Source organism: Chryseobacterium sp. D764 (assembly GCF_019317325.1).
Classification (GTDB): Bacteria; Bacteroidota; Bacteroidia; order Flavobacteriales; family Weeksellaceae; genus Chryseobacterium.
In genome coordinates, this window is sequence record NZ_CP079219.1 from 2,180,729 (window position 1) to 2,207,381 (window position 26,653).

Sequence of the window (26,653 nt, forward strand, 5' to 3'; positions counted from 1 at the left end):
AATTAATCTCTATCCTTTCCGGTACCATATCCTTTTACGATACCTCTAGGTGAGTTTTGAATAAACTGTAAAATTTCATCTCTTTCAGCCGTTGGAAGCATTTCTTTTTCAATATAGGCTAACGCTTGAGAAACATTCATCTTCATTTGGAAAATAGCTCTGTAGATTTTTTGAATTTCAAAGATTTTCTCATTAGAAAACCCTCTTCTTCTTAATCCAACAGAGTTGATTCCTGCATAAGAAATTGGATCTCTTGCTACTTTTACATAAGGTGGAATATCTTTTCTAATTAAAGATCCTCCTGAAATCATAGTATGTTTCCCGATTTTACCAAACTGCTGAACAGCAGATAAACCTCCCATTACGGTAAAGTCACCAATTTCCACATGTCCCGCAATACCGCAACCATTTGCAATAATCACATTATCTCCTATAATACAGTCATGAGCAACGTGTGAAGTTGCCATGATCAGGCAGTGACTTCCTACTTTGGTGTATCCTAATGCTTTGGTTCCTCTGTTTATGGTGACACATTCCCTTAAAGTAGTGTTATCTCCAATGATTGTTTGTGTATCTTCACCATCGAACTTCAAGTCCTGAGGGATTGCAGAGATTACAGTTCCGGGAAAGATTTTACAGTCTTTTCCGATTCTTGCACCTTCCATAATGGTAACATTGGGACCAATCCACGTTCCTTCTCCAATTTCTACGTCCCCTGCAATTGTAGTAAATGGTTCTACGATTACATTTTTGCTGATTTTCGCGCGTTTATCTACGGCTGCTAATTGATGAATCATTTAATCAACTTTATTTTTTGCAACTTGAGCCATAAGCTCTGCTTCTACTGCTACTGTATCTCCTACGTATCCATACCCCTGCATATGAACAATTCCTCTTCTGATAGGCTCTATCAATTCAATTTTGAATATAAGCGTATCTCCAGGAATTACTTTTCTCTTGAATTTCACCTTATCAATTTTGATGAAATAAGTAGAATAGTTCTCAGGATCCGGAACGCTGGCCAGTACCAGGATACCTCCTGTCTGTGCTAGAGCTTCTACCTGAAGTACTCCAGGCATTACAGGTTCTTTCGGGAAGTGTCCAACGAAGAATGGTTCGTTCATTGTTACATTTTTCAACCCTACTACGTGAGAGTCTGAAAGTTCAAGAACTTTATCAATCAATAAGAACGGGGGTCTGTGAGGCATAAGCTTCATAATTCCGTTGATATCGAATACTGGTTCTTTTGTCAGGTCAAAATCCGGAACGTTTTTCTTTTTCTGCAATTTCCACTGGCGGTTTAGTTTTTTCGCAAACTGGGTATTCACAAAGTGTCCCGGTTTGTTGGCAATAACTTTACCTTTTATTTTTACTCCTGCTAAAGCCAGGTCACCAATTACATCTAATAATTTGTGTCTTGCGGCTTCGTTAGGATAGTTTAAATTAAGATTGTCAAGAATACCGTTTGGTCTGATAGATACATTATCTTTTCCAAAGGCTTTCTTTAGTTTTTCTGTCGTTTCAGGAGTAAGATCTTTGTCTACATATACAATCGCATTGGAAATATCTCCACCTTTGATCAAACCGTGATCTAAAAGCATTTCCAATTCATGCAGGAAGCTGAATGTTCTTGCTGATGAGATCTCGTCTTTAAATTCTGAAATATTTTTAAGAGTAGCATTCTGAGTACCTAATACTTTAGTCCCAAAATCTACCATTGTCGTTACTTCGTAAGTATCTGAAGGAATGATTGTGATTTCCGAACCAGTAGCCGGATCACTGTAGGTAAGAACTTCTTTTACAACCAGATATTCTCTCGCCACGCCCTGTTCTGCAACACCAACGCTTTCAATAGCTTCAACAAAGTATTTTGAAGATCCATCAAGAATAGGTGGTTCAGAGGCATCCATTTCTAAGACTGCGTTATCAATATCACAACCTACAAGAGCTGCCAAAAGGTGTTCGCAAGTGGTAATTTTCACCCCTAGTTTTTCTAAGGTAGTTCCTCTTTCTGTTGCTACAACATAGTTTACATCTGCTTCTACCTGAGGATGTCCCTCCAAGTCTGTTCTTACAAATACAAAACCTGTATTTTCTTTAGCAGGTTTAATGGTAAGTTTTACTTCTCTACCCGTATGAAGGCCAATTCCAGAAAGAGTTACCTCTTGCTGAAGTGTTTTTTGCATATCACTCATTAGTATTATCTTTTGAGGTATTCTCAAGATTATTTATTCTATTTACTATTCCAGGAAGATTCCTGAAATGAACATAACTCCTCAAATAGTCATTATAACTGATGGCTGGAGAGCCATACAATGTTTCTCTGTCATTAACGCTGGAATTCACACCACTCTGAGCCTGAATCTTCACTTGATTTCCTATTTTGATATGTCCTACGACGCCTACCTGGCCTCCAATCTGATTCCAGTCACCAATTGTAGTAGAACCTGCAATTCCCGCTTGTGCTGCAATTACATTGTTCTGACCTATTTTCACATTGTGGGCAATCTGAATCAGGTTATCAATTTTAGTTCCTTTTCCTATAATTGTAGAGCCTATTGTTGCTCTGTCAATACTACAGTTTGAGCCTATCTCAACATCGTCTTCAATAATTACATTTCCAAGCTGCGGTATTTTTTTGAAACCCTCGGCAGTTGGCTGGAAACCAAAACCGTCACCTCCAATTACCGTATTGGAATGAATCACACAGTTATCCCCAATAATACAGTAGTCATAAATTCTGGCGCCACTGTCTATCTTGCAGTTTTTACCAATTTTCACTCCTTTTCCTATATATACGTGTGGATAGATCTGTGCCCCTTCCCCGATTTTAGCTTTCTCGGAAACATAAGTAAATGCTCCGATATATGCTTTATCTCCTATGACAGCTGTATCGTGAATGGAAGAACCATTTTCTATACCTTCTTTTCTTCCCTGCATTTCCTGATATAAATTCATCAGGATCTGAAAAGAAAGATAGGCATCTTTTACAACGATTAAGGTAGGGTTATAACTGTTTTTCTCCAGAAGTTTTTCCGAAATGATGATAACAGAGCATCGTGAGGTATCCAAGAAATGAGAAAATCTATCTTGTGCTATAAAAGAAAGATGTCCTGATTCCCCATTTTCAATTGGTGAAACCCCTGTAATAAGTGCATTCTCGTCACCTATTATTTTTCCGTCAATAAAACTTGCAATTTGCGAAGCTGTAAATTCCATATTCTGCAAAGATAAGAAATTCTAGAATTTGCAAACATTTTTTGGTTTCAGATCGTAAATTTTAATATTATTTAAGAGTCTAGCCTGGAGATATCTCTTGGAAACATAAGGATATAGCGGGTCGTCTTATTTACAATTAACCCTGATAAAAGCTGATCTTCTGACTCATGAAGTCTCGTTCTCCTGCCATTTTTATGCAGTAAATAGATTGGTTGTTTTTCCGCATGATAGGGTAAAAGTTTCCTTTTTATTTCATGAACCAATTCATTTCCATTATCAATTTTGAAAAATTCATTGGTATTTTTTACTTTTTCATCAATTATTTCCTTACCAAATGGATGTGATGAAATAATTGTTTTAGGTAAATTTCTCTGAATTACACATTTACACCAATATGACAGCACAAAATCACCTGCATTTTGCCATTCTTTCATTGCCTGAATCACATCATTATCATCAAGACTTGTAAATCTCTCTATATCTTCATCCGTTGCAGCACTCTTTTCTCGGTATAAAAAATATTTCAGATTATCCGCTGCAGGAAGCTCTGTTCCCTGGGAAATCAGATATTTTGCTCTTTCAAGGATTTTAACCAAAAGAAATTCTGCTAACGCTGAAGTTTTATGATAGTAGACCTGCCAGTACATAAACATTCTGGCTGTCAGAAAATTTTCAATGGAATAAATTCCTTTTGCATCAATCACCAGCTCACCTTCTTCACAGACATTCATCATGGAAATAATTCTCTGGGTATTAATATTTCCTTCCGATACACCGGTAAAAAAACTATCTCTTTTCAGATAATCCAAACGGTCCACATCCAGCTGGGAAGAGATCAGTTGGTTGAAAAATTTTCTATGATATTTTCCCTGAAACATTTCGATAGCCATTGACAACTGGCCATCAAACTCCTCATTCAGCTTATTCATCAGGAGTAAAGAAAGGTTTTCATGATGCCAGTCATCCATCAGCATACTTTCCAGCGCATGAGAAAACGGACCATGGCCAATATCATGCATCAGAATAGCCAACATCGCCCCTTTTTCCTCTTCTTCAGAAATTTTCACCCCTTTCTGCTTTAATGTTTCCAATGCCGTAAACATCAGGTGCATTGCTCCCAGTGCATGATGAAATCTTGTATGTGTAGCTCCCGGAAATATCAGGTTCAGAAGACCGGTCTGCCCGATTCTTCTTAATCTCTGAAAGTAAGGGTGCTCAATGATATCAAATAAAATTTCGTGGGGAATTTTGATAAATCCATGAACAGGATCGTTGATGATTTTTAGCTTATTCTGCATTCAAACTTCAATATTAGTAAACAAAGTTAGGCATTTTAAAGTTTAGCCATTTATTAAATTACTATTAAAACATGAAGTTAAAAAACTGATATCATTCATATTTTTCACAAATAATACGATTGAAAATTTCTCCGATTCATTTTTATTTTTAATTCAATATTTTTTTTGAAAACCTTTTGCAGTTGTTGTTGCAAAGGACTACCTTTGAGAGAAAACACGACAACCCTTAATGAGAAAGTATTCTCTTTTCCTTCTATTATTTTTAAGTTTAAATTTTTCCGCACAAATTATAACTGAAACGCAAAAACTGGAATCCCTCTGCAGAATATGGGGATTTTTAAAATATTATCATCCACAGGTAGCAAAAGGAAATCTGAACTGGGATAAACAGCTTTTCCAAAAAATTGATGAACTTGAATCTATTAATGAGAAAGAGGCGTTGAATAATTTTTATGCTGACTGGATCAGAAATCTCGGAGAAGTTACCCCCTGCAAAGAATGCTCAGTAAAGGATAATAAGGTGTATTTTCTTAAAAACTTTGATCTGAGCTGGATAGATAATCGTCAAATTTTCTCCAGAGACCTGTCTCAAAAACTACATTATATTGAAAACAATCGGAATCTTGGAGATAATCACTATTTCGGAAAAAGTGGAAGGAAAATATATTTCAGAAATGAAAAGTCCTACGGTTCAAAATTCACTTCAAAGACCATTAGCTTATTGGAACTATTCAGATACTGGAATTATGTAGAATATTTTTTCCCGTATAAATATGAAACTGATCAGAACTGGAACGATGTTCTTACAGAAATGATACCCAAATTTCTGATGATTGACAATGATGAAAATTATCATCTAACATTGGCAGAACTGGTTACCAAAACAGATGATTCCCATGCTTATCTTTCATCAAAGGAAATTCAGCGGCATCAATACGGAAACCGAAGAGTGCCTGCAGACTATTCTTATGCAGAAGGAAAACTTGTGATTACAAAAATCAATGCTACAAAATTCCGGAATAAAAGCCCGCTTCATGTAGGAGATGTTATTTATGATATTGAAGGTAAAACAATTCCGCAAATAGTCAACAGCCTTGGAAAATATATTCCAGCCTCCAATTCCTGGGGTAAATTCAACAAAGCAAAAAGCAAGCTTCTCTTCAGCAATAACGATTCTATTTCTGTAAAAATTGAGAGAGGTGGACAAAATCTGGAAATAAAAACCAAAACGTATTTTACCAAAGATATTCTTCATGAGAAAAATGAAGCTCCAAAAAAATGGAAATTCATAGATAAGGAAAAGAAAATCGGCTATGTTAATATGGAGATTATAGAGAAGGAAGATCTGGATGAAATGTACAACAGTTTAAAATCTTCAACATCTATTATCTTTGATCTTAGAAATTATCCAAAGCAAACGATCATCCCTCTAAGTTATCTTTTGCTTCCTGAACCTTCCGTTTATTATCAGTTTACTTTTCCTGATCCTTATTATCCCGGTAAATTTTACAGCAGAAAAAATGTTATCGGCAGGAAAAATCCTGAATACTATAAAGGGAATGTAATCGTTTTAGTAGATGAAAATACCCAAAGCCAGGCAGAGACCACTGCAATGATGTTCAAGCAGCATCTGAACGCTAAAATTATCGGAAGCAATACTGCAGGAGCCAACGGAGATGTGATTATGTTTAAAATTGCCAATCTTGATACCCGGTTTACAGGACTTGGAGCTTATTATCCTGACGGAAGGGAAACACAAAGAATAGGCATCACTCCCGACATTCTTGTAAAACCAACTGTAGAAGGCCTTAAAAACGAAAAAGATGAAGTTCTGGAAAGAGCTTTGGAATATATAAAAACCACCACAAAAATGTGAAATATCAGACGATACTTTCATTTAACTAATATTTAACTTATAATCTTTTTATTTTGTGAGATTTTAAAAGGATTTGGTCAACATTTTGATAGAATAACCGTGTAAAAAATAAATTATGTCAGAAAAGATATTATGGATCGACGATGAAATAGATTTACTTAAACCTCATATTGTATTTTTAGAAAAGAAGGGTTACCAGGTAACCCCCGTTAATAATGTGAATGAGGCTTTGGAACTTATGGATTCAGAGAAATTTGCTTTAACATTAATTGATGAAAATATGCCGGGTATCTCCGGATTGGAAGCTATTCCTATGATTAAGGAAAAAGATAACTCCTTAAAGATTGTGATGGTTACCAAAAGCGAAGAAGAACACATTATGGAAGAGGCTATCGGATCTCAGATTGCTGATTATATATTGAAGCCTGTAAATCCTAACCAGATATTACTTTCCTTAAAGAAAAACCTTCAGGAAGACAATCTTGTTGAGCAAAAAACTATTTTGCAGTACCAACAGGAATTCAGAAACCTTTCTATGGAGCTTTCATACCTGAGAACGTATCAGGAATGGGCAGAATATTATAAAAAAATCCTTAGCTGGGAAATCAAATTTGATAAGGTTGCAGATAATGAATTTGCTGACCTTCTGCAGTCTCAGAAAGAGGAAGCCAATATTCAGTTTGCGAAGTTTATTGAAAAAAATTACGCAGACTGGCTGGTTGATTCTGACAAACCTCTCATGAGCCACACCCTATTCAAGGAAAAAGTAAAACCTGAAGTTGAAAAAGAAAAAGTTCTTTTGCTGATGGTAGACAACCTTCGTTACGACCAGTGGAAAGTGATTGAACCTTTATTTACAAAATATTATAATAAGATATCGGAAGATTATTACTACAGCATCCTTCCTACTGCTACACAGTATGCGAGAAACTCTTTTTTTGCAGGATTAATGCCGTCTGAAATTGAAAAACGTTTCCCGGATAAATGGTTTAATGATAATGAAGAGGGAAATAAAAATGAATTTGAGCGTGATTTCCTGGAAGATCAAATGAAGAGAATTGGTCTTGGATCCAAGTCTATGAAGTACCTTAAAGTACTGAATGCTGATTTTGAAAGAAAGATCTATGATGATTTCAACCAGCATAAGAGTAATGATCTGCTGGTTATCGTATACAACTTCATTGATATTCTTTCCCACGCGAAAACAGACAACCACATCGTAGATCAGCTGATCCGTGATGATAAAACTTTCCGTTCTCTTACCTTCAACTGGTTTGAAAACTCTTCTTTGCTGAAGATTATAAAAACAGCGGCAGAAAATGGCTATAAACTGGTCATTACGACAGACCACGGAACGGTATATGTGAAAAAGCCAAGTAAAGTGGTAGGAGACAGAGAAACTTCTACTAATATCAGATATAAAACAGGTAAAAGTTTAACGTATGACGACAGCGATGTATGGGCAATTACCAATCCTGAAAAGCTTTTCCTTCCAAAAGGAAACTTAAGCTCGAAATATATTTTTGCTAAAAACAATATATTCCTGGCTTACCCTAAAAATTACAATCATTTCGTTAATTACTATAAAGAAACCTACCAGCATGGGGGAATTTCACTCGAAGAGTGTATCATTCCTATCAGCATTTTAGAACCCAAGTAGTTTTTTTCATAGTTTATTTAATTTTGGGTTTAAAGCGGAAAAAATCGAATGATTTTTTCCGCTTCTTTTTTATAGTTCATATCTTCGTAAAAAATAAATCATGTTTATTATTTCGCTTACCTACAAGAGTTCTATTGAAAATGTAGAACGTCTTATTCCCCAGCACAATATTTTCCTTAATAAGCATTATGAATCCGGACGCTTTATTGCTTCGGGAAGAAAAGAACCCAGAACGGGAGGTATCATTATAGCCAATGCAGAATCTAAAAATGAAATTGAGCAGATTATTTCTGAAGATCCTTTTTATATTCATCAGGTAGCGGATTATGACATCACGGAGTTTATCCCTTTGAAATACAATGAAAATTTTAAACTTTTTATAGAAGACTAATGAGATTAATCACATACAACGTCAATGGAATCAGAGCTGCTTTTACAAAAGATTTCCTGGGCTGGCTACAAACTGCTGATCCGGATATCATCTGTATTCAGGAGAGCAAGGCCGGAAACGATCAGATAGACATCGAAAGCCTTGAAAAATTAGGTTATCACAGTTATTGGCACTCAGCAGTAAGAAAAGGCTACAGCGGGGTCGGAATTGCCTCAAAAATCAAACCTAATCATGTAGAGTATGGCTGCGGCATTGAAAGCTATGATAATGAAGGGAGAATCATCCGTGCAGATTTTGACGGATATTCCGTTATTTCGGTGTACGTTCCTTCTGCGTCTAATATTGAAAGACTGGATTTTAAAATGCAATTCTGCCATGACTTTCTGGAGTATATCAAAAATTTAAAGAAAGAAATTCCCAATCTGATTATATCGGGTGATTTTAATATTTGTCATGAAGCAATTGATATTCACAATCCAATTGGGTTAAAGAATGTTTCAGGGTTTCTTCCTATGGAAAGGGAATGGATGACGAATTTCATGAATGAATGTGAGCTGATAGACAGTTTCAGATTTTTTAATAATGATCCGGACAATTATACATGGTGGAGCTACAGACAAAATTCCAGAGCCAGAAACAAGGGATGGAGGCTGGATTATAACTTCACTTCTTACAGTTTAAAGGATAAGCTCTCCCGGGCTGTTATTTTAAAGGAAGCTGTACATTCTGACCATTGCCCTGCTTTATTGGAATTGAATGTATAATCAACAGATATTACGCATACAAAAAGCCAGCTGAATCAGCTGGCTTTTTTTTAATTTAAATCATAAAACTAATCGACAATTTCATATTCGACCGGAATTGTACCATGACTGATATCTCCAATCTCATCGAACGCAGCTTTAGACATGTCTAAAGATCTTGATGAATGGTAAGGCCCTCTGTCATTAATTCTCACTATTACCTCTTTACCATTTTTAAGGTTAGTAACCTTAACGTTTGTTCCAAATGGAAGCGTTCTGTTTGCTGCAGTAAACTTTGAGTTATCAAAGATTTCTCCGCTAGCAGTTTTTCTACCGTTAAATTTATCGTGGTAGTACGATGCATAACTTGTTTTTTTCGCATCTAAGGCATTACTCGTAAAAGAATAAACACCTAAGGTTGAAATCATCATTATGATTACGAGAATGAATCTTTTCATCATTTTGAACTTTTATTGGTTTTGACGGAGCAAAAGTATCAGGAATCTTTAGAAAACACTATTCGATATGTTAAAAACCGTTAACAAAATATTAAACAAATGTTAAACATCACTGCAACCCCCTATAAACAGGGGTTTTAGACTACGGTGTTAAAAAGTGTTAAAAAAACAGTCTAAAAGTTAACATAATTAACTACTTTGTGCATAATTTAAATTTTATACTTTTAAAAACAACTGTAAATCAATAAATTACAAAATCAACAAAGTTAAAATAAAATCAGAAAATCAATCTTAAAAAAAAATAAAGTCTTAAGAACCAGATTCCGGAAAAACTTTCTGACAGAGGACCTCTGCTCATATAAAACCAGATGCCTGACTTATTTTTTAACACCGTTTTGTTTTGTTAAAATTTATAGATCGATACGATATCCAATAAATATCCGCTTTAATCATTCAAAAAAATGAATGAGTGATGATTTATAACCCAAAAAAATAAATGAACGCAAATCTCTTAAAAGTAAAAAACCAATGATTTCTCATTGGTTTTATATGTAATTAAATAAATGTCTTATTTTAAATATTCCAATACATAGTCGTATGTACCGTTAGGATACACTACAGACATACTAGGAGATCCTGTAATAGCATTTCCTGGAGTTGTAACCGGATTATAAGAATATAAACTTCTATCATAAACAGTGTTTGTACCTGCTTTATAGATTGTAATACCATACATTGTAGTCATTCCTGTAGGGGCTGGGATATTAACTGCTGTAGAAGTACCACTTGCAGTGAAAGATCCTTTGATAGCATAAAGCTGCTTATCAACACCCGGACTAACATTAATAATAGTATTTGTAGTTGTTTCTGCTGTTCCAACAGTTACTTTAGGTGAAGTTGAAAGCGAAACCCATCTACCAGTTGAAGTTGCAAAACCATTTGCCGTTCCACCAGTTGGATTAGAGAAATAATAATATCCCGGAGTTACACTTGTAGCAATACCAGAAACAGTAGTTCCTGTAGCACTATTAAAAACAATCATACCATCGTAAGCTGTTGGAAAGTTATCCTCGTCAGTAACAGGAGTTGCAAATGTAAAGACAGTTAAGTCTGTTCTTGGAAAAACAATCCCTTTTCCGTCATTAGCACTATCTGTAAAACCTCCGGCACTTCCTGATGCATCAAGGAAAGCACCTTGTCCTTGTATATTTCCACTGGCGAAACCATTTGTTCTTACCTGTGCATTTGTATATTGAAACATTGCCAAAGAAGAGGCAAGAACTAATAATATTTTTTTATTCATGACTAAATCTGTGTAAAATTAATAATTATTGAGCTGAGTACGATTGCCAAGAAGCTCCATCATAAACGAATCCAAGACCTCTACCATTAGTAGTCATTGAATTAAATGATGCTGCACTTGCACCGTTTACAGTAAGGGTACCTCCACCTACTTTAACAAGCGTAATAGTTTTTCCTTTTGTTGCTGCACTTACAGGGATTGTTGACAAATCAGCATTGGTTGTAAGGAATACATAACCATTTAAGTCTGCTGCAGATAAGTCTGCTCCTGTAGCTGAAGTTCTTACAGAAGGAGCAACAGGTGTAACGATTCCACCACCACCTACAGTGATCCAGGTATTCGTAGTCTGGCCATCATAGTAGTAAAAACCTACAGCTGTAACGTTGGTAGTTTTAGGAGTTGCTGTACCGTCAATTGTTGTAACGAAAGCAAGTGCTCCATTTTGAGCTGTAGTATAAGCTGCATCTTTAGCTAATAATTGTGCTCTTGTCATACGAGGGACTAATAAAGCGTCAGGTCTAGCGTTGTCAGTAGTATTTGCTACTACATCTAGCGTTGCGGCAGGCGTGGTTGTGTTAATCCCCACTCGCCCTGTAGTCTGAGCCTTAGAAAAAGCCGAAAGGCCAACAAGCATAATTGCTGTTAATAAAATTTTTTTCATAAGTTTTTAAAGATTTTTAATTACATTTTTTTTCATCAATATTTTCAAAAAATAGGAAAAACGCATCCCAACTTGTGAATATTACATTGAAACTGAAGGGTAAAAAAATTATTTTTATTCAATTTTAGCTTCATATTAATAATTAACTTATTGAAAGCATATTATTTAAAAATATTGCTTATTGCGCAAATTTAAGATATAATTTTCAAATTTATATACTTTAAAATAGAAATTTGAAAAATCTTAATTACACAAAATATTAACAAACTGATTATCAATTAAATAAAAACAAGCCACCGAGAAAATTCTATGTTAATTTTCGTTAATAGCTTAATTTTACAAATCTTATTTCAAACTGATTAATAAGCATTTAACTAGACTAATTCTCCGTATAAGTCAAACTCTTCGGCCGAAGTAATTTTAACATCTGCAAATTCACCTATAGAGATATAGGTATCTTCAGCAGAAACCAAAACCGTATTGTCCACATCTGGTGAATCATACTCTGTTCTTCCGATAAAATAATTGCCTTCTTTACGATCAAAAATACATCTGAATATTTTACCTACTTTTTCCTGGTTCTTTTCCCACGAAATCTGAGACTGCAATTCCATGATTTCTTCTACTCTTGCCTCCTTTACTTCCTGTGGAATATCATCTTCCAATACATAAGCCGTAGTATTTTCCTCATGAGAATAAGTAAAGCATCCTAATCTGTCAAATTTCTGTTCTCTTACCCAGTCTTTAAGTTCCTGGAATCTTTCTTCTGTTTCACCAGGATATCCAACGATAAGTGTTGTTCTGATTGCCATATCCGGAACTTTTTCTCTGAACTTTCCTAGAAGAGCATCTGTTTTCTCATGGGTAGTTCCTCTCTTCATGGATTTCAACAAATCGGAATTGATATGCTGAAGAGGAATATCTATATAATTACATACTTTAGGTTCTTCACGGATAATATCGAGAACATCTTCAGGGAAACCGCTTGGGAACGCATAATGAAGACGAATCCATTCTACACCTTCTACCTTCACCAATTCTTTTAAAAGATCTCCTAACGCTCTTTTCTTATAAAGATCAAGACCATAGTAAGTAAGATCCTGAGCAATAAGAATTAATTCTTTTGTTCCCTTTTTTGCCAGTTTCTGAGCTTCTAAAACCAGTTTTTCGATAGGGGTTGACATATGACCTCCTCTCATCAATGGAATCGCACAGAAAGAACATGGTCTGTCACAACCTTCAGAAATTTTAAGGTAAGCATAATGTTTTGGAGTCGTTGTAAGTCTTTCTCCTACCAGTTCGTGTTTATAATCTGCTCCAAGATGTTTTAGGAGCATCGGCAGATCTCTTGTTCCGAAATATTGGTCTACATCCGGAATTTCTTTTATCAAATCTGGTTTGTATCTTTCTGATAAACATCCTGTAACGAATACTTTTTCAACCTCTCCTCTATTTTTAGCCTCGACATAATCAAGGATAGTATTAATAGATTCTTCTTTAGCATTATCAATAAATCCGCAGGTATTGATTACAACAATGTCACCACGGTCTTCATGAACCACTTCTTTGCCATTAGCTTTCAGCTGGCTCATTAATACTTCAGAATCATATACATTCTTGGAGCATCCAAGAGTGACTACATTGATTTTCTTCTTCCCTACAGATTTTGTACGCATCGTTTTGATTTTGAGTCTGCAAAGATACAAAATATTGAAGAGTTAAGAATTAAAAAATAAAAACCACTTTATAAAAGTGGTTTTCAGGGATATATTTTAAAAGTTTTTGTCTTTAAATCCAGGGGAGTTCTGATCTTTTTCCGAAAGTATGGCGTCTTTTTCATCAACTTTCCAATCAATATCAAGATCCGGATCATTGAACTTTACGCTGCCTTCTGATTCTTTGTTATAAAAGTTATCACATTTATAGGAAAATACAGCATGGGTACTTAATACGGCAAATCCGTGTCCAAAACCTCTTGGTACATAAAGCTGTAGTTTATTTTCTGCGGTAAGCTCTATTCCGAACCATTGCCCAAAAGTAGGAGAATCTTCTCTAAGATCCACAGCAACATCCCACACACTACCCTCAAGACATGATACCAGTTTTGCCTGTGCATGCTCACCTTTCTGAAGATGGAGTCCTCTAAGCACTCCATAAGATGATCTGGAAACATTATCCTGTACAAAGTGGCCGTTCATTCCTGTTAATTCTTCAAATTTCTTTTCGTTGAATTTTTCAAAGAAGTAGCCTCTTTCATCTTCAAATATGGTAGGCTCTATGATATAGCAATCTTTAAGCGGGGTTTCTTTAATTTTCATAATAGTAAAAAAACTCTATTTCAATATGGTTATTATTGTTTTAAATAAAATCTTCGTATCATTTTTGAAAGACATATTTTCAAAATAGTCAAGATTCATTTTTACTTTGTTTGGAAATAATATTTCATCATTATATAGCAAAGGATTCTTCTGGCTGTTCAGAAGGTCTTCTTCATCTCTGTATTTAATGCTTGCTTCACACGTTAATCCGGGTTTTAATTCCAGAACTTTTCTATCTGCTCCGGCCAGTTTATCATAATAACCTTCGATATCAGGTCTGGGACCTACAAAACTCATATCACCCTTTAAAATATTAAACAATTGGGGAAATTCATCAAATTTAAACTTCCTGAGCGTCTGCCCGATTCTGGAGCATACTCTTTTTTTATCATGAATTGTTTTAAATTTAAATATGGTAAATGGCTTTCCATACTGTCCTATCCGGGTCTGAAAAAAAATTCCATTAGAAGATGTATCGATACTTGCAATCACAAATAAAACAATCAGCACCGGCATAAGAAAGAGGGTCAATATTACCGCTAAGATAAAATCAAAAACCACTTTCCAATATTTGTACTGATTCATTAAATTCAATGATATTAAACTCCGAAATAGTTACGGATTACGTTTGCAATTCTTTCTCTGTCATCATCTGACAAGTTGGACCCTGACGGAAGACACAGTCCGTTATCAAAAAGATCTTCGGAAATTTTTCCTCCGTAATAGGGAGAAGATTCAAAAACCGGCTGTAGGTGCATTGGCTTCCAAAGTGGTCTTGATTCAATATTGTCTTCTAAAAATGCAAGTCTTAGGCCTTCTCTGTCTTTTCCTGCTACCTGCGGATCAATAATAATGGCAGATAACCAGTGATTTGAATAAAAATCATTTCCAGGTTCAGAAAACACGGTCACTCCTTCAATATTTTTGAAGGCATCCAAATAGAAATCATGCATTGCTCTACGCGCTACCACTCTATCTTTAAGTACCTCCATCTGTCCTCTTCCTATCCCTGCAACAATATTGCTCATTCTGTAATTGAAACCAATATGTGAATGCTGATAATGAGGTGCATTATCTCTTGCCTGAGTGGAAAGGAAAACCGTTTTATCTTTATCTTCCTGAGTATGACAAACCAAAGCTCCGCCTCCTGATGTAGTAATAATTTTGTTCCCGTTAAAGCTTAATACTCCAAAACGTCCGAATGTTCCGCATGCCTGTCCTTTGTAAGTAGAACCAAGAGCTTCTGCAGCATCTTCTATAACAGGAATCTGAAATTCCTGGGCAATAGCTGTAATTTCGTCCATTTTTGCAGGCATACCATACAAATGAACTACAATAATTGCTTTAGGCTTCGTTCCTTTTTGAATTCTGTCTTCAATGGCTTCTCTTAAAGCTTTTGGACACATATTCCAGGTATCCGGTTCGCTGTCTACAAAAACAGGAATTCCTCCACAGTAAGCAATAGGATTGGCTGATGCTGAGAAAGTCATTGACTGGCAAATCACCTCATCACCATGCTGTACTCCACATTCAATAAGGGCAAGATGCAATGCTGCAGTACCGGCAGAAAGAACGGCAACTTTTGCATTTTCACCCAAAAACTGCTCCAGATCTTTTTCAAATCCGTCAACATTAGGCCCCAATGGTGCCACCCAGTTTTCTTCAAATGCTTCGTTGATATATTTTTGTTCGTTACCTCCCATATGAGGTGAGGACAACCAGATTTTAGTATTCATAATATTAATTAGTAACTTGTTTATATAATATTTTTTTTGATGATTTTACCAGGATTTCCTACCACAACTGAATAATCAGGAATATCATTAATAATTACTGCACCAGCACCTACTACACACCATTTTCCTATTTTGATCCCCTGTATTACTGATGCCCCGATTCCAATCTGGGTACCTTCTCCTACTTCAACCCCTCCAGCAAGCGCTGCATTGGGTGAAATATGAACAAAGTCTTCAATTACACAATCATGATCTACTGAAGCGTTGGTATTGATGATACAGTGTTTCCCGATGGTAGTTTCTGCATTGATCACGACTCCTCCCATTACTACAGTTCCTTCTTCAATGGTTACGGAATCTGAATTTATAGATTTCGGATGTATTAAAATACCAATCTCATTCTTAATTTCTTGTGCAATCTTCTTGCGGATAGCGTTATTTCCAATGGAAATAATCAGTTTTTCCTGATCCGCCGGCAGAGTATTCAACACAGGAAGCCCATAGCATTCTTTTTTAGTGATATCCTGATCTATGAATGCTTTAATTTTTATATCATTAGCTGTTGCAATATCTGCAATTACCTTTCCGTGTCCACTTGCTCCGAATAAATACATAACTCTAAATTAATTTCCCCGAAAGGGTTCTATGGTTACATGTCCATCAGCAGAAATGCCTTCTCTTACAAACACTTTCTTTGCTGTCAGAAAGAAAATCTTCACATCTAAGATGAATGATATATTTTCTACATACCATACATCATAATCAAATTTCTGATTCCATGATATTGCATTTCTACCATTTACTTGTGCCCATCCGGTAATTCCCGGCCTTACCTCATGTCTGCGTGCCTGATTTTCATTATACAGTGGCAGATACTGAACTAAAAGAGGTCTAGGCCCAATAAGGGACATATCTCCTTTAAGAACATTAAGTAATTGTGGAATTTCGTCCAGAGATGTTTTACGGACAAATGCTCCCAGAGCTGTTAATCTTTCTGCATCTGATAAAAGGTTTCCATTAGAATCCTTTTTATCATTCATTGTTTTAAACTTTATAATTTTAAATACCTTACCATTTCTGCCAGGTCTCTGTTGAAAGAAAAAAGGCTTCCCATTATTGGAAAGAAACAATCCAACCATCACAATAAGAAAAATTGGAAGCAGAAGGGTAATTCCTATGAGAGAAACTACAAAGTCGAAAATCCTCTTTAAATAATTTTTGTACATTTTTAGAAATTAGGTGTATCAATCATCATATGCTTTTATCAATATCTTTTTTAAACTTCCTGTGTTTTTGCAGTATAACCAATACCTATAATCATTGAGCTAAAGTACAAAAATTCCGGTATATTGAAAAGATTGCAGGAAGTCTGTACCAAAGTAAAGTATTGCAAAAATAACGCAAAAATCAGTTTATAGTATATATTTCCCTTTTGAATATTCCAAAATAAGGCAGCATTTTTTACAACGGGCCAAAACTTTAAGAAATAAATAATCAGTCCTAGAATACCGGTGGCCATTAAAAGCTCTAAAAAAATATTATGTGGGTGAACGCCGTCCTCAAACAATATCCTTCCTCCAAATAAACGATGTGAATTAAATATCTCGATAGCTTTGCTATACAAGGGACCTCTGCTTGATGTATCTCCATGTGCTATCCATTTATACATTCTGTTAAAACTTGTAATTTCTCCGTTGCCATATTGCTCATGCAAAATAATCAATCCTATAAACAGCAGCAGCAAAATCAGAGCATATAAAATATATTTTTTATTCCCTTTTAAAATAATCATATACAAAGAACATACAGAAATAGCTACAATTGGACTTCTCGCCATAGACTGTATAACATTAAAAAGGCCTAAAAAAAGGCAAAAGAACAGAAAATAGGATTTATAATCCTCTCTGCAAAACAAAAGCAAAAATAATGATATGATAAACAATGAAGCTCCTATATGACCATACATTATGTAGTACGTACTAAAAATATGGTCTAATTTTATATAGCCATATATATAATTTATAACAAGAAGGCTACAGAGAATAGTAACATAGTATTTTACTATACTTTTAAAATCTATTTTACTATAGTTGATACATAATAATGCAATGCTGGGTAAAAGTACCATACATAAGATTCTGAAAATATCTTCATTCCTTGATAATAGTACTTCCTGATTAAAGGAATAATTATTAAACGAATACATAAGCTTGATGATATAAAAAATCCAAAATACAACAAGGCTTATTATTGAAATATTTTTAAAGCTGATATTTTTTCTTTCTCTGTATATTATCAATAAAGAAAAAATAATGATGAAGATTCGGTATGGTATAGAAAAATTCCTGGGGTTCATCTCCAAAGGTTTTGCAAAGGAGATGGCAATAGTATTTCCCACCATAACAGATAACAGGAATAGTTTATAAATGAAATTATTATTAATAGTAATTTTCAAAACAAAGCCTATTTTTTATTTCAACCAGTGCAAAGCTACTTCTTTTGCTTTACGGAATGAAATAAAATAGCATCCATATATTTTTTTCCCAATACCGGATATGTCCTGTTTTCAAGAATCCATTTTCTGCCTTTCCCTCCAATCGCTATTCTTTCTTCCGAGCTCATATTAGCATAATATAAAATTGCGTTTTTTATATCTTCTGTAGATGTACTGTTGATAAATTTACCACAATCCGCTTCATTAATCATAGAAGGATATCCGGTATAAGAAGCAATAATTGGTTTCGCCGCGAGCATATATTCTACTACTTTGTTCATAGACTGCCCGTAGTCCCATACTTTTGAATCTTTGGTGGATAAGTATAGAATATCACAAACCTGGAGAAAATATTTCACTTCGTTTTGCTGGATTCTTTGTAAAAACGTAACATTAGAACAATCTTTTAACTGTTCTTTGTAGGACTCTCTGAGATCACCGCTTCCCACTAATACAAAATGGATATCAGTGTTCTCTTTCATCATCTGTATTGTTTCAATAAAAGGTTCCAATGCATTAGTAACTCCCATACTTCCCGCATAGCCAATAATGACTTTACCCGATGGTACTATTTCTAAAAAAGGATTTTTTTCTGTTAGGAAGTCTTCAGAATAATTTTCAGGATCAAATCCTAATGGTGAACAATGAAAAGGTTTTTTATATCCGAGTAATTCTTCTACGTGTAAATCCAGCCTTGGCATTGTTCCTGCAACCAGATCAGCGTTTTTATATCCAAATTTTTCTATAAATCCTATCAATAAAACAAGAGGATGCCATTTGGAAAAACCCGCTTCTTCTGTCATCGTTAAAGGCCAGATATCACGAATTTCAAAAACTAAAAAACTACCAAACTTTTTTTTCAGATAATAACCATATATGATCGTAAAAATAGAAAGTGATGAAATGATAACCGTATCAGGCTTTGTCATCCCGGCCAGTTTCATAGAGAATAGTTTTCTTTCAAAATCAAACCAGGACAATATCCTGTCCATTGATGCCGTTTTAGTATATTTTTTTGTTTTAATCCATCTTATAGCTATTCCATCTTCCTCTTCATCGTTATAGATCTTGTCAGTTTCAGGACAATTGGTAAAATGATTAGAATCTGAAGTTATCATGAGGGTATTATTTCCCTGTCTTTTAAATTCTCTTGCCAAATAAAACAAACGAGATGGAACTTTTGCGTATTGTGGAGGTGAGGCATATTTGGAAATCAGCCAGATATTTTTTTTCATTTCCATTAGTGCAGGGTTGGTTTTTTAATTGGATCAATTAGGAAATCAAGCATGATGGCTTCATTCAGAATATTACTGTTATTAAGATTCTCAATTGTGAGATTGTTTTCAAGTCGACTGAAGTCTGATACAAAATCTTTTGCTTTAGATTTATTTTCTAAAATATTTGATTTTATTCTTTCCCCCACACCATCATTCACCCAATTCTGTGTGACATCAAAACCTCTCTTAAGACGGTTTTTAAGGATATATCCCGGTACGTCTTTTTTCATCATTTCACGTAATATCCATTTTCCGTAACCATTTTTAATTTTAAGTAAATCAGGTAATGCTAAAGCAAATTCCACCAACCTATAATCCATAAAGGGTAGCCTGCTCTCAATAGAAAAATACATTGAGTTTCTATCTTCATATCTTAAAAGAGAAGGAATACTATATTTTTGAATATCTGAAATCTGTCTGTTTGATAAAGATGAATTTTCAAACAGATTTAAAGAAATTTCCGGTAAGCAATCCAGGAACGATGTATCTTTCCCTGTTGTCTTCAGATATCTGTTTTTCTCATTCCAGTATGTTTTTATTTGTTTTGCTTCAAATACCAACATCAATGCTAATGAGTGAAAATATTGTAAGCCTGGTAAAACTTCTTTATTTTCTATTGCCTTTCGCAATGCTACTATGAAAAACTTTCTGTATCCGGCAAAAATTTCATCACCTCCCTGACCGCCTAATAATACTTTAATGTTTCTTGCTTTTACCTGCTTGTATACTTCATGCTGTGCTATAATACTCAATCCCAGAAATGGAGATTCCTGTGCCTCCATGGTTTGGTCATAGATATTACCCATCTCTTGTGCCGTGTAAGAATGGTGAATATATTCAACATTAATATTTTTATCTTTTGCAAACTTATTAATAACGGGACCTTCTGATTTCGGGTGATCGGGAGCTCCATAGCTGAAAGCCATTAGATGATCTACTTCTTTTGAAGCGATTGCTGCTATAGAGGAAGAATCTACACCTCCACTCAAAGAAATTGCCAAAGGAACATCACTTCTCAAACGTATTTTAGTTGAATTTCCCAACAAGGCTTTTCCTTGAGAAATGAGTTCTTCCGAGCTTAATAACTCTAGTTCTTTTCTTTTTTTTGCAACCTGCTCTTCCAGGGAATACCAGATTTTAGTCTCTGTTTTCAGTTCTCCTTCCAGCTTACATTTCATTAATGATCCTGGTAAAAGATATTTTACATTTTTGAAAGGAGTCCTGTCTTCATATCCTTCAAAAAAACCGAATCTTATCCCACTGGAACAATATTCCAGATCTATATCCTGATTTGTTTGTTTAGCTACAGAGGCTATAGACGAAGAGAATAATAATTGACCATCGAAAAAAGTATAAATTAACGGCTTAACTCCAAATCGGTCTCTTACCAGATAGAACTCTCCTTTTATCTTATCAAATAGACCGAAAACGAACATTCCATTCAGCTTATTCAAACAAGCTTCCCCCCAGCATTCCCAAGCTCTTAAAAGAACTTCTGTATCTCCTTTTGTTCTGAAGACAAAACCATTGGATATTAATTCTTCTCTGATTTCCTGATAGTTATATATTTCACCATTATAAGTGAGACTATATCTTTCATCATCAGAAATCATAGGTTGATTAGATGCTACTGACAGGTCTATAATCGCCAGCCTTGAGTGGGCCAAAGTTACTGACCAATCAGCGTATTCTGCTTTTTCAACGCCATAGTAATCCGGTCCTCTTCTTCGTATATAATTATGTAAATCACTTCCTTCTTTAAAATCAAGATTTTGTGATCTTTTAAATTCTATTGCTCCTGTTATTCCGCACATATTAGTTTGATAAAACTTTTTGATAAAACGTTAATAATTTTTCAGCCTGGCTTTCCCATGAAAAATTTTCAAAGACTAATTTTCTTCCCACTTCACCCATTTGTTTCGCTTTTTGCTTATTAAGCATAAAGTAATCAATAGCATCAGCAATTTCTTTAGGTTTTTGAGGATCTACAAAAATACAACATTCACTCCCTTTCAATAAATTTCTCCAATATGGAAAATCTGAGGCTATAAAAGGAATTCCTGCAACCATGTATTCAAACATTTTTATAGGCAGACTCACTAAAAATGTTGGGATAGGGTGCAAAGTAACCACTCCTACTAAGGACCGGTTATAAATATTTTCTACTTCTTCAGAATTAACATATCCGAAATCATTGACAAGGTGGTAATCTTTATGTTCTTTTATCTCTTTTTCCAAAGTGAGAGAAGAATACATACCTGCCAGATTCAATCTGGCCTGTGATTTTGTGAGCTCCAATGAATTCATCAGATCTTTAATCCCTCTTGTATCATCAATAGATCCTACATAACATACTTCATCCTGTTTTTGATCCCAGGAAATTTGTTCCAGTTTCTTATCAGATAAGATAGGATAGTTATTGATATTTTCAGTTTGTTTGGCAAACTTTTTAAAATAATTTTCAATATGAGGTGTAGCACCAATCACTCCATCTATCTTTTTACAGGTATAGCGTTCAAAATTCTCATATAATGTGGAAATAATATTTGAAACAGGAGATTTTAAATAGGGTGAAACTAAAATCGTGTTTACTGTATCTTCGTGGGAATCAAAGATTACTTTTTTATTTAATTTTTTCAGTTTTCTTGCTATTAAAAGCAATTCAGGATCATGAAGATGAAAAACATCTGCGTTAAGTTCTTTAGCTTTATTAAAGATTTCACCTGTAGTTTGTGTAATTCTCTTCAATCTACCAGCTGGGACTCCTATATCTATAATTTCTACATTGTCCACCGTCTCATTGCCTTTACCATCAGCAACTACCAACGTCATCTTAACATCCTTAGATGCCAGACTTTTACACATCTTATGAAATATTCTAGAATCGTTTCTTGGATGAACACTTGTCAGATGGCAGATGTGAAATCGGTATTTTTTATTCATTAATTGATTTTTGGAAAGTTTTCAATTTTCCTGTTAAACATTGATTATGTTTTTATTTCTTAATTTATTTGGTTCTCCGACTGAATCCGACAGGACTTTATACATAACTTGAAATTCAACAATGCTGCAACAAATCATTTCAGATTTACAATTTCTTGAAAGAAACCTTTATCATGAATGATATAAGCACTCTGTTCAGAATAATAAGGGAATTGTTTTGTTATTCTTTCATACATGACATCAACTTCATTTGTATTCAACATTTTCCACCATCCGATAAAAATATGTTCAAAGTTCTGAGAGGGCTGTATTCCTTTTTTTCCATCTTTAATATCACTTCGGAAACTACTGTTATTGCCATCTATATAATTATTGAAAGTGTAAACATTATTTTTGGAATCATAAACTGCAATATTAGTGGTCAACTGATTTGAAAGTAATGTGGTTAGTTTTTCCAAATAGCTGTATTTTGGTTTATCATCTTGAAAATTAAGTTTCAACAGATGTAAATAAGCAGACATTCTTGAAAAATGAGAAGCATCCCAATTGACACTTTGGCTTTTCTTAAGGGCTACATCCTGAAAATCCGGATGATCACGCCAAATATTGGGCTGTAAGTACCATGCTTTATTATCTTTAATACTTACTTCTTTCTTCAATACCTGATAGAATCTATCTTTAATGGAAACTAAATCAGGAGTTATGGTTTGCTTTGCCTCTTTTTCAATCAGTAAAAGACTTACGCCTGTTCCCATAACGTAGAGCTCAAAATCAGTAATTGCTCTGTAATAGCTTAAATTACCATTAAAGTTCCCACTTAAGATATAATCTATTCTCTGTTTGACCCCATAAAATTTCTTTGATTCCGCATCCCAAATGTTTGCAGGATTTTTATTCCAATAATATAATACTTCACTTTTTATGAAATTATACATTTTGATGTTTTCGGCATTGTCTTTTATTCCATTTCTTCTTAAATATTCTGAAACAGTAAAGTAAAAAGTTCTTTTAGCCAGATCATCTGCCTGAGAATTCTTTTTTACAATAAGTAAAGTATTATAAGTAAACAATTTTCGCAGCTTATTGATTAACTCCTGATTTTGGGTATCATAAGCATATTGTATAGGAATATACAAAAGTGCAGAACTATCATAAACAGAGCTGTACCACTTGGCCAGCTGAGTTTCTGAACTAAACACATCAGTATAAAAATCCAAGAGCTTAGAAATTTCTTTTACACTCAAGTTTTTGTCCGTAAATATTTGATCATCTGATGTAAATATTACCTTATTTTGTGTTTCTGGTGTACGCGCCAAACAGAAAGAATTACTATAAAACAAATAGGTAAGTAATAAAGTAACTTTAAAAATCAGGGTAGAGCTTTTCATTTACGAACAAAAATTTAAATTATTTTTCAGTATACAATTTCGGAATTCTATTCACGATTTTAATTACTCTTTCAAAATCGAGTCCTAAAGTATCCAGATACCATCTGATATTCTGATAACGGGGAGTATTTTCTATACCAACAAGTTCTAAAGCTCTTTCTCTTGTCATTTGCCCCTCTCTGATCTGATTACTTCTGAACGTATCATGCTCTGTAAAACCAGCTACAGTATAATATACATAATTATAAAAAGCTGCTGTACCATCACCAATTCTCCAGGTAGTGGTAGTATCAATTGCTTTCTCCCAATTATAATCATTTAAAAGAGTATTATCTACCTGCTCCTCATCCCATCTCCAATAATCAAAAATGTGATAGTAATCCTGTTTTTCTGTGAAGCTGCGATAGTATTCACCAGACAACGTATCCCAAAGTGAACTATTGAAATATCCAGGACTCTCCATCATCGCTCTGAATCTTTTGGAATGGTATCTCAGCTGTTTCATAGCACCATGACTGTATACTCTTTTTTCTTCAAAATCAGGTTCAATATCTAAAAATCCTGTTTTAAAGTGAGTTACTTCTAATGGATTTACTCCCCAAAGATTAAGATTGATTCCTGTTTGCTTTTTAATATCTTCTACATGTCTGAAGAAGTGTTTATCTCCAGCGGTTAGCATTGCCATCATTCCTAAATGGGGTGATTTCAGCCATGCTTCAAGGTTCATTCTGATATTCTTCCTTTTGAGTGAGATGTCTGCAGCAACAATAATGTTTTCTACGCCAAGATCTGCACACATACGGCTGATATTTCTTCGGCCAAGATCCGTTACCATTCCCCAATCATAGGTATAGGTAACAGGTTTCATTTCCAGCTCTTTTACAATAAGGTGCAGTCCATAGCAGCTGTCTCTACCTCCTGAAAAGGGAACAATACAATCCAGTTCTTTTCCTTTTCTTCTGTAGGGCTCAACCAGCTTAAATAATTCTTCTTTCGGTTTAGGATTATTTCTTGGTTTGTAGCTTTTACAATAATTACAGACCCCAGCTTCATCGAATTTTATAAAAGGCATGGTCTCAGGAAGAATACATTTGGTGCATCTCTTGATGTCGAGTTTTTTATATTCAAGTAGATTTTCTTCAATAGTATTAAATTTAAACTCAGGGATTAAGTCTTCTACTCTGCTTTTTTCATCTATAACCGTAAGATTTTCTTTTGAGACAGGAATATCCAGAATCAAGGATTCTTCTTTTATCTGGGTAATGTTTTCGCATCCTATAATTTTAAGTCCATAGCTTTCTGATGCAAAATAAGTTTTATCCTCATTGTATCCTACGTATAAGCTGCCATTATTAGAGAATAAAAGGAGTTTTCCTTTTTCAGGCAGAGCAAGAGCACAGGCAATAACTCCCTGGCATAAAGAAAGTACTTCTTTAGGAAGGTCTTCTATTTTGTTCTCACTATGAGTAAGAAATTCTTCTGCAATAGCTACAATGGCTTCAGAATCAATTTTTAATTGTCTGCTTACTGATAACTTACTCCAGACTTCGTCTTCGTTAACTATAATACCATTATGTATTGCACATATATTACCTCTGATCACGGGTTGATTATCTCCCAGTCCGTTGGTAATTAATCTGCTATGTCCTAAGACAATATTGTTATTATAGGGTTTTACCTTATTCAGTAATTTTTCAATGCTGTAATCAGCTCTGTTTACTTTATATTGGTTATTTTGATAATAAATCAAACCACTAGAGTCTACTCCTCTTTGTTCGGAGTGTTTTACCAGAGTTTGAAACTTCTGTTTATTAATACTGGTGTTCGATACGACACCAAAAATTCCACACATTTGTTTTTTTTTTAAATTAAATAATATTTATAGGAACTTATATAAGTATAATCATGTTTTATAAAATTAATATTATACATTATCTAAAGTATTTCAAGTTTTTAATTAGCTATTCCAACTTTGTATCTCTTCTCGGATATAAAAAACATAATCCATATAATACTGCACCTCCAGGAATCAAAAGAGTTACTTTTATTGTCTTCAAGATAAAATAACAAAACAATAATAAATAAAATCAGCATATCCTTATTGTTTTTAGAGATAGAATAATTTCTAAGAAAGAATAATATATATACAGATAAGTATAATAACCCTCCTAGTATTCCCAATTCCATCATTGCCTCAACAAACAAATTGTGTGGATAGTTACTCACATCTACACCCTCCAGTATAATTCCTGAGCTTCCAATTCCTAATCCAGAAAAAGGATGATCTAATATTGATTCCAACCCAATCTCAAGAAAATTCCCCCTTATGGATAAACTTGCATCTTCGTTATAAGATTTAAATATGTTAAATCGTTCAAAGTCTACATTTTGAAATGCAAAAGTATAAATATTCTCTCCAAAAATAAGTATGGTAAAAAATAATGCACCTATTGCAAACCCTGTTTTATAATTTATTTTATAATTTTTAAGATTCAAAGTAAAGAAAACAATTAAGGATAGTACCAGATTAATGATAGGTCCCCTTCCTCCAAGTTGAAACAGTAAAAATAATATTGATAATCTGTAAACTGCAACATACCATGTTAATTTACTTTCCAGAGAAAAAACAAAACATGCACACAGCATAATTCCAATAACTAAATAGGTAGGAACTTTATCCACTAATAATTCAGAATCATGGAATATGATAAACATATTATTAAAATACAGATAAAACAATCCTACAATCATTAATCCACCAATAAGATACATCAATGATTTCAATTCGGAAAAAATTGATGTTTTAAATACAACAATGGGATATATTACGGTAAAAATATTTAAAATAATGGCAAGAGATTTAGACTGGGCGTAAATACTAGATATTG

24 protein-coding genes are annotated in these 26,653 nt (G+C 34.2%); 4 read left to right on the forward strand and 20 right to left on the reverse strand.

Annotated features, from left to right (window positions below; translation table 11 throughout):
• Positions 1 to 2: 2 nt before the first annotated feature.
• From lpxA to KYG33_RS09820, 4 genes are all read right to left on the reverse strand, one after another.
• Positions 3 to 797: an acyl-ACP--UDP-N-acetylglucosamine O-acyltransferase gene (lpxA, locus tag KYG33_RS09805; RefSeq protein ID WP_047386961.1), complete on the reverse strand. Its 795-nt coding sequence runs from the start codon at positions 795 to 797 to the stop codon at positions 3 to 5.
• Positions 798 to 2,195: a bifunctional UDP-3-O-[3-hydroxymyristoyl] N-acetylglucosamine deacetylase/3-hydroxyacyl-ACP dehydratase gene (locus KYG33_RS09810; RefSeq protein ID WP_047386958.1), complete on the reverse strand. Its 1,398-nt coding sequence runs from the start codon at positions 2,193 to 2,195 to the stop codon at positions 798 to 800. It lies immediately after the preceding gene.
• Complete coding sequence (gene lpxD, locus KYG33_RS09815; RefSeq protein ID WP_077419250.1) at positions 2,188 to 3,219, reverse strand: UDP-3-O-(3-hydroxymyristoyl)glucosamine N-acyltransferase; 1,032 nt, start codon at positions 3,217 to 3,219, stop codon at positions 2,188 to 2,190. Before lpxD ends, KYG33_RS09810 begins: the two co-directional genes overlap by 8 nt.
• Before the next feature lie 71 nt (positions 3,220 to 3,290).
• Positions 3,291 to 4,517: an HD domain-containing protein gene (locus tag KYG33_RS09820; RefSeq protein WP_180564426.1), complete on the reverse strand. Its 1,227-nt coding sequence runs from the start codon at positions 4,515 to 4,517 to the stop codon at positions 3,291 to 3,293.
• Positions 4,518 to 4,746: 229 nt separating this feature from the next.
• Between KYG33_RS09820 and KYG33_RS09825 the strand changes: the two genes are divergently transcribed.
• The 4 genes from KYG33_RS09825 (at position 4,747) to KYG33_RS09840 (ending at position 9,208) form a co-directional block, all read left to right on the forward strand.
• A complete protein-coding gene (locus KYG33_RS09825) occupies positions 4,747 to 6,393 on the forward strand; it encodes a S41 family peptidase (protein ID WP_219073153.1) in 1,647 nt (548 codons plus the stop codon).
• Positions 6,394 to 6,508: 115 nt separating this feature from the next.
• Positions 6,509 to 8,053, forward strand: a complete 1,545-nt coding sequence (locus KYG33_RS09830) for a bifunctional response regulator/alkaline phosphatase family protein (protein WP_077419247.1) — start codon at positions 6,509 to 6,511, stop codon at positions 8,051 to 8,053.
• 100 nt (positions 8,054 to 8,153) lie between these two features.
• Entirely contained in the window at positions 8,154 to 8,444 is a 291-nt protein-coding gene (locus KYG33_RS09835) for a YciI family protein (protein ID WP_219073154.1), read from the forward strand.
• A complete protein-coding gene (locus KYG33_RS09840; RefSeq protein WP_219073155.1) occupies positions 8,444 to 9,208 on the forward strand; it encodes an exodeoxyribonuclease III in 765 nt (254 codons plus the stop codon). The genes KYG33_RS09835 and KYG33_RS09840 overlap by 1 nt, the downstream gene beginning before the upstream one ends.
• A gap of 68 nt (positions 9,209 to 9,276) precedes the next feature.
• Here the strand turns inward: KYG33_RS09840 and KYG33_RS09845 are convergent, their stop codons facing one another.
• The 16 genes from KYG33_RS09845 to KYG33_RS09920 all read right to left on the reverse strand — a co-directional run bounded on the left by KYG33_RS09845 (position 9,277) and on the right by KYG33_RS09920 (position 26,480).
• Positions 9,277 to 9,648 (reverse strand): septal ring lytic transglycosylase RlpA family protein, encoded by a 372-nt coding sequence (locus KYG33_RS09845; protein WP_034699143.1) that lies wholly within the window; start codon positions 9,646 to 9,648, stop codon positions 9,277 to 9,279.
• Positions 9,649 to 10,213: 565 nt separating this feature from the next.
• Positions 10,214 to 10,948 carry a hypothetical protein gene (locus KYG33_RS09850; protein WP_219073156.1) on the reverse strand — a complete coding sequence of 245 codons (735 nt, stop codon included), beginning with the start codon at positions 10,946 to 10,948 and terminating at the stop codon, positions 10,214 to 10,216.
• A gap of 25 nt (positions 10,949 to 10,973) precedes the next feature.
• Entirely contained in the window at positions 10,974 to 11,609 is a 636-nt protein-coding gene (locus tag KYG33_RS09855) for a hypothetical protein (protein ID WP_077419243.1), read from the reverse strand.
• Between the two features lie 374 nt (positions 11,610 to 11,983).
• On the reverse strand, positions 11,984 to 13,285 hold the full coding sequence (rimO, locus tag KYG33_RS09860) for a 30S ribosomal protein S12 methylthiotransferase RimO (RefSeq protein ID WP_077419242.1): 1,302 nt from the start codon (positions 13,283 to 13,285) through the stop codon (positions 11,984 to 11,986).
• A gap of 96 nt (positions 13,286 to 13,381) precedes the next feature.
• Positions 13,382 to 13,927, reverse strand: coding sequence for a dTDP-4-dehydrorhamnose 3,5-epimerase (gene rfbC / locus KYG33_RS09865; protein WP_077419241.1), 546 nt, complete (start codon positions 13,925 to 13,927; stop codon positions 13,382 to 13,384).
• A gap of 15 nt (positions 13,928 to 13,942) precedes the next feature.
• Positions 13,943 to 14,512: a sugar transferase gene (locus tag KYG33_RS09870; protein ID WP_219073157.1), complete on the reverse strand. Its 570-nt coding sequence runs from the start codon at positions 14,510 to 14,512 to the stop codon at positions 13,943 to 13,945.
• Positions 14,513 to 14,526: 14 nt separating this feature from the next.
• A complete protein-coding gene (locus tag KYG33_RS09875; RefSeq protein WP_077419239.1) occupies positions 14,527 to 15,663 on the reverse strand; it encodes an aminotransferase class I/II-fold pyridoxal phosphate-dependent enzyme in 1,137 nt (378 codons plus the stop codon).
• A gap of 20 nt (positions 15,664 to 15,683) precedes the next feature.
• Positions 15,684 to 16,277 (reverse strand): acetyltransferase, encoded by a 594-nt coding sequence (locus KYG33_RS09880; protein ID WP_219073158.1) that lies wholly within the window; start codon positions 16,275 to 16,277, stop codon positions 15,684 to 15,686.
• Positions 16,278 to 16,286: 9 nt separating this feature from the next.
• Entirely contained in the window at positions 16,287 to 16,889 is a 603-nt protein-coding gene (locus tag KYG33_RS09885) for a sugar transferase (protein ID WP_180564433.1), read from the reverse strand.
• Between the two features lie 50 nt (positions 16,890 to 16,939).
• Positions 16,940 to 18,064, reverse strand: coding sequence for an O-antigen ligase family protein (locus KYG33_RS22580; protein WP_077419236.1), 1,125 nt, complete (start codon positions 18,062 to 18,064; stop codon positions 16,940 to 16,942).
• Positions 18,065 to 18,153: 89 nt separating this feature from the next.
• The gene (locus KYG33_RS09895; protein ID WP_219073159.1) at positions 18,154 to 19,392 is read right to left on the reverse strand and encodes a glycosyltransferase family 4 protein; all 1,239 of its coding nucleotides are present in this window, start codon (positions 19,390 to 19,392) and stop codon (positions 18,154 to 18,156) included.
• 5 nt (positions 19,393 to 19,397) lie between these two features.
• A complete protein-coding gene (gene asnB, locus KYG33_RS09900; RefSeq protein WP_219073160.1) occupies positions 19,398 to 21,248 on the reverse strand; it encodes an asparagine synthase (glutamine-hydrolyzing) in 1,851 nt (616 codons plus the stop codon).
• Position 21,249: 1 nt separating this feature from the next.
• Positions 21,250 to 22,377: a glycosyltransferase family 4 protein gene (locus KYG33_RS09905; protein WP_077419233.1), complete on the reverse strand. Its 1,128-nt coding sequence runs from the start codon at positions 22,375 to 22,377 to the stop codon at positions 21,250 to 21,252.
• A 134-nt stretch (positions 22,378 to 22,511) separates the two neighbouring features.
• Entirely contained in the window at positions 22,512 to 23,621 is a 1,110-nt protein-coding gene (locus KYG33_RS09910) for a hypothetical protein (RefSeq protein WP_139348595.1), read from the reverse strand.
• A gap of 163 nt (positions 23,622 to 23,784) precedes the next feature.
• Positions 23,785 to 25,617 (reverse strand): glucosamine 6-phosphate synthetase, encoded by a 1,833-nt coding sequence (locus KYG33_RS09915; RefSeq protein ID WP_077419231.1) that lies wholly within the window; start codon positions 25,615 to 25,617, stop codon positions 23,785 to 23,787.
• A gap of 101 nt (positions 25,618 to 25,718) precedes the next feature.
• Positions 25,719 to 26,480, reverse strand: a complete 762-nt coding sequence (locus tag KYG33_RS09920) for an O-antigen ligase family protein (RefSeq protein WP_175627296.1) — start codon at positions 26,478 to 26,480, stop codon at positions 25,719 to 25,721.
• Positions 26,481 to 26,653: the final 173 nt, after the last annotated feature.